The organism is Paraburkholderia sp., from assembly GCF_034668105.1.
Taxonomy (GTDB): domain Bacteria; phylum Pseudomonadota; class Gammaproteobacteria; order Burkholderiales; family Burkholderiaceae; genus Paraburkholderia.
The window spans coordinates 1-4,318 of sequence record NZ_JAXDPY010000260.1; the positions used below are offsets into that span (position 1 = coordinate 1).

At 61.0% G+C, this 4,318-nt stretch carries 6 protein-coding genes; 2 read left to right on the forward strand and 4 right to left on the reverse strand.

Features of this window, described 5'->3' with window-relative positions; translation table 11 throughout:
- Together QOC89_RS12145 and QOC89_RS12150 are read left to right on the forward strand one after the other, a co-directional pair.
- On the forward strand, positions 1-396 hold a 396-nt coding region (locus QOC89_RS12145), incomplete at its 5' end, for an Hsp33 family molecular chaperone HslO (RefSeq protein ID WP_323045237.1).
- Between the two features lie 169 nt (positions 397-565).
- Positions 566-946 carry a hypothetical protein gene (locus tag QOC89_RS12150; protein WP_323045238.1) on the forward strand — a complete coding sequence of 127 codons (381 nt, stop codon included), beginning with the start codon at positions 566-568 and terminating at the stop codon, positions 944-946.
- 186 nt (positions 947-1,132) lie between these two features.
- On the opposite strand, the gene ftsB is transcribed toward QOC89_RS12150, so the two are convergent.
- The 4 genes from ftsB to QOC89_RS12170 form a co-directional block, all read right to left on the reverse strand.
- On the reverse strand, positions 1,133-1,564 hold the full coding sequence (gene ftsB, locus QOC89_RS12155; protein ID WP_323045239.1) for a cell division protein FtsB: 432 nt from the start codon (positions 1,562-1,564) through the stop codon (positions 1,133-1,135).
- A gap of 107 nt (positions 1,565-1,671) precedes the next feature.
- Entirely contained in the window at positions 1,672-2,955 is a 1,284-nt protein-coding gene (eno, locus tag QOC89_RS12160; protein ID WP_144156379.1) for a phosphopyruvate hydratase, read from the reverse strand.
- Positions 2,956-3,119: 164 nt separating this feature from the next.
- Positions 3,120-3,974: a 3-deoxy-8-phosphooctulonate synthase gene (gene kdsA / locus QOC89_RS12165; protein ID WP_179732838.1), complete on the reverse strand. Its 855-nt coding sequence runs from the start codon at positions 3,972-3,974 to the stop codon at positions 3,120-3,122.
- On the reverse strand, positions 3,971-4,318 hold a 348-nt coding region (locus tag QOC89_RS12170; protein WP_323045240.1), incomplete at its 5' end, for a glutamine amidotransferase-related protein. The genes kdsA and QOC89_RS12170, both read right to left, overlap by 4 nt.

The window sequence follows — 4,318 nt, forward strand, 5'->3', positions numbered from 1 at the left end:
CCGGGCGACGGCGGTATCGTCCCGCATCCGGGCGATCTGGACGCGGACACATGGGAGCGCGTCTGCACGCTTGGCAGCACGATGTCGCAAGACGAGTTGCTGAAGGAAGAACCGGAAACGATTTTCCGCCGCCTCTTCTGGCAGGAAAACGTTCAGCATTTCGAACCCGCCACCGCGCGCTTCGAATGCAGCTGCTCGCGCGAAAAAGTCGGTGCCATGCTGAAGATGCTGGGCCGCGAGGAAGTGGACGGCGTGATCGAAGAACGCGGTCACGTCGAGATTCATTGCGAATTCTGTAATCAACGGTACGAATTCGATCCGGTCGACGTGGCGCAACTTTTTGTCGCGAATGCGCTCTCACAAGGCGTGACACCCGCTGCTGAGCAGCGGCACTGAAGCGCTCAGCTGGCCGTTCGCTACGCCCGTATTACGCCAGTAAAATAACGCGCCGCTTGACGCCTTTTTCAGGAGTCGGTCGGCGCTTTATCGCTGAACGTTGCGGTGGATCGTTGGCAGCGCACGCTGCGCATGTTTTGCTCAGGCCTCCGACCAATGGAGATCAAAAATGGACATCCCTACTTCGTTGAAGCATTGCATGCGCACGTTCACCGTGCTGACCGCCCTCGCAGGCAGCGCGGTGCTGACGGGCTGCGTGATGGATCCGCCGGGCCCATCGCCGATTTATAGCCGGCTGCCGGCCGACCAATCGGGTATGGCCAGTACCGCCCAGCCGCTCACGCCTGAAGAACGCGCGCGCTACGATGCGATCGACCGCCAGGTGCTATCCGATCAGAATCAGGCCATTGCCGCCGAGAACGCCGCCCAGGCCTACTCGCGTTATTACTCGCCGCCCGTCAGCGTGTCCGGCAGCTATTACGGCGGCGGTTGGGGCCACGGATGGGGTACGAGTGTGGGCGTAGGTTATGCGCCCTACTGGGGGTGGTGAGCCGGAGCGGTTACATCCACATACCGATGCCGCGATAAGGCAGAGATGCAGGTATCGCAGGCGCAAAGAAAAAGGCACGGTGTAAAACCGTGCCTTTTTCGTTTCAACAGCGCTTGCGTTCTTCGTTTCCGCGACGGCTTTTGCATTCGTGCGCGAACTCAACTCGCCAGAGCACACTCAACAGACTCAGTGCGCAGGCTTCTTGTCTTTCGCCGCCTTGCCGCCATGCTTGCGATCCGGCTTCGCACGCGATTCCGGATTCGGCACCATATGCAGCGGCGCCGCCGACACTTCACCACGCGTCGAGGTGGTCGCCGAAGACGTGTTCGCGTTCGGCAACGGCGCGTTCGGCGAGACGAACTGCACGAATACTTCGCCGTCCTTCACCATGCCCATTTCGTAGCGCGCCCGCTCTTCCACCGCGGCCGTGCCGTTCTGCAGATCCTGGACTTCGCCCTCGATGCGCTCATTGCGCAGCTTCGAATCGGCGTTCTTCTGCAGTTGCTGCGCCAGTTGCTGCTGCAACTCGTGCACGCGCAACCAGCCGCCGTGCCCCCACCAGAGCGGGTACTGGATCAGCGCCAGCAGAACGATCAAGACAGCAGTGACAAGCCGCATGAAGTAAGCACAATAAATACACGCCGCCCTGCGCTATACGCAGGGCGGCGGGGTCAATCAGAAACGAAGGATAACCGGCTCATCGGTCGGCGCTCTCGAACAGGCCATTAGCGCAGATTGTAGAACGCCGACTTGCCCGGGTAGCTCGCGATATCACCGAGATCTTCTTCGATACGCAGCAACTGGTTGTACTTCGAGATGCGGTCCGAGCGCGACAGCGAACCCGTCTTGATCTGACCTGCGTTCAGGCCGACTGCGATGTCCGCAATCGTCGAATCTTCGGTTTCGCCCGAGCGGTGCGAGATCACGGCCGTGTAGCCGGCGCGCTTGGCCATTTCGATCGCGGCGAAGGTTTCCGTCAGCGTACCGATCTGGTTGATCTTGATCAGGATCGAGTTGGCGATACCCTTCTCGATGCCTTCCTTCAGGATGCGCGTGTTGGTGACGAACAGGTCGTCGCCCACCAGCTGGATCTTCTTGCCGAGCTTGTCCGTCAGCGTCTTCCAGCCCGCCCAGTCGCTTTCGTGCATGCCGTCTTCGATCGAGACGATCGGGAACTTGTCGGCCAGATTCGCCAGGTAATCGGCGAATTCCGTGGACGACAATTGCAGGCCTTCACCGGCCAACTGGTATTTGCCATCGTGGTAGAACTCGCTCGCTGCGCAGTCGAGTGCCAGCAGCACGTCTTCACCGGCGCGGTAGCCCGCTTTCTCGATCGCTTGCAGGATGGTGGACAGGCATTCGTCGTTGCTGCCGAAGTTCGGCGCGAAGCCGCCTTCGTCGCCCACCGCCGTGCTCATGCCGCGGTCGCTCAGGATCTTCTTCAGCGCGTGGAACACTTCAGCGCCGCAGCGCAGTGCTTCGCGGAAGGTCGGTTGGCTGACCGGCACGATCATGAATTCCTGGATGTCCAGGCTGTTGTTCGCGTGCGCGCCGCCGTTGACGATGTTCATCATCGGCACCGGCAGTTGCATCGCGCCCGAGCCGCCGAAGTAGCGGTACAGCGGCAGGCCGGCTTCTTCAGCGGCGGCCTTCGCGACGGCCATCGACACAGCCAGCATCGCGTTCGCGCCGAGGCGCGACTTGTTGTCCGTGCCGTCGAGTTCCAGCAGGGTCTTGTCGAGGAAGGCCTGCTCGGAAGCGTCGAGGCCCATGATCGCTTCGGAGATTTCGGTGTTGATGTGCTCGACGGCCTTAAGCACGCCCTTGCCGCCGTAACGGCCGGCTTCGCCGTCGCGCAGTTCGATCGCTTCACGCGAGCCGGTCGACGCACCGGACGGCACCGCAGCGCGGCCCATCGTGCCAGACTCGAGCAGCACGTCGCATTCGACGGTGGGGTTGCCTCGCGAATCGAGAATCTCTCGACCGATGATATCTACGATAGCACTCATGGTTTCCTCAAGAAATGACGTTGAATTCTTTACTGTGAAGCCTCACCGGGCAACGCTGGTCTCCCCAGCGCACGACACGCGCCCCGATGCTTTCGACGACCACTGCGTGCATTCGCCGCGTGCCGATTAAGCGTTCCAATCGTGACACGCCGCGAACACCTGATTCAATTGAAATCGCTTTCCAGGAACGGCGCGCGCTTGACGGCCTGATCGAGCGTAACAAGCGTTTCAAGCAGATCGGCCATGCGATGCAACGGTACCGCGTTCGGGCCGTCAGATTTGGCTTCCGAAGGCTTCGGATGGGTTTCCATGAAGAGACCCGACACACCGACGGCAACCGCGGCACGCGCCAGCACCGGCACGAATTCGCGCTGGCCGCCCGAACTGGTGCCCTGCCCGCCCGGCAACTGCACCGAGTGAGTGGCGTCGAACACGACCGGCGCGTTGGTTTCGCGCATGATCGCAAGCGAGCGCATGTCGGACACGAGGTTGTTATAGCCGAACGACACGCCGCGCTCGCACGCCATGAAGCGGTCTTCGGAAAGACCCGCCTCACGCGCCGCATCACGCGCCTTGTCGATCACGTTCTTCATATCGTGCGGAGCGAGAAACTGGCCCTTCTTGATGTTGACCGGTTTGCCCGAACGCGCGCAAGCATGAATGAAATCGGTTTGACGGCACAGGAAAGCCGGCGTTTGCAGCACGTCGACCACCGACGCCACCTGTTCGATCTCGTGCTCGGCATGCACATCCGTGAGTACCGGCAGACCAAGCTGCCGCTTCACTTCCGACAGAATGCGCAAACCTTCGTCCATGCCCAGACCGCGGAACGACTTGCCGCTGCTGCGATTGGCCTTGTCGTACGACGATTTGTAGATGAACGGAATGTTCAGCTTCGCGCAGATTTCCTTTAGCCGGCCCGCCACGTCGATCGTCATCTGTTCTGATTCGACGACACAGGTGCCCGCGATCAGGAAAAACGGCTTGTCGAGCCCGATTTCGAAATCGCCCAGTTTCATGCTTTTTCCCCGACTTCAGCCGCCACACCCGACAGCTGATGCGCGAGCGCCGCTTCGACGAACGACTTGAACAGCGGATGCCCATCGCGCGGCGTGGACGTGAATTCCGGGTGGAACTGCACGCCGACGAACCACGGGTGCATGCTGCGCGGCAATTCCATCATTTCCGGCAGATCCTCACTCGGGGTACGGGCGCTGATGATAAGGCCGCCGGCTTCGAGTTGGGGCACGAAGCGGTTATTGACTTCATAACGGTGGCGATGGCGTTCGTTCACATCCTTGCCATAGATCTCTTCGGCCATCGTGCCGGGCTTGATCGGGCAACGTTGCGAACCGAGACGCAT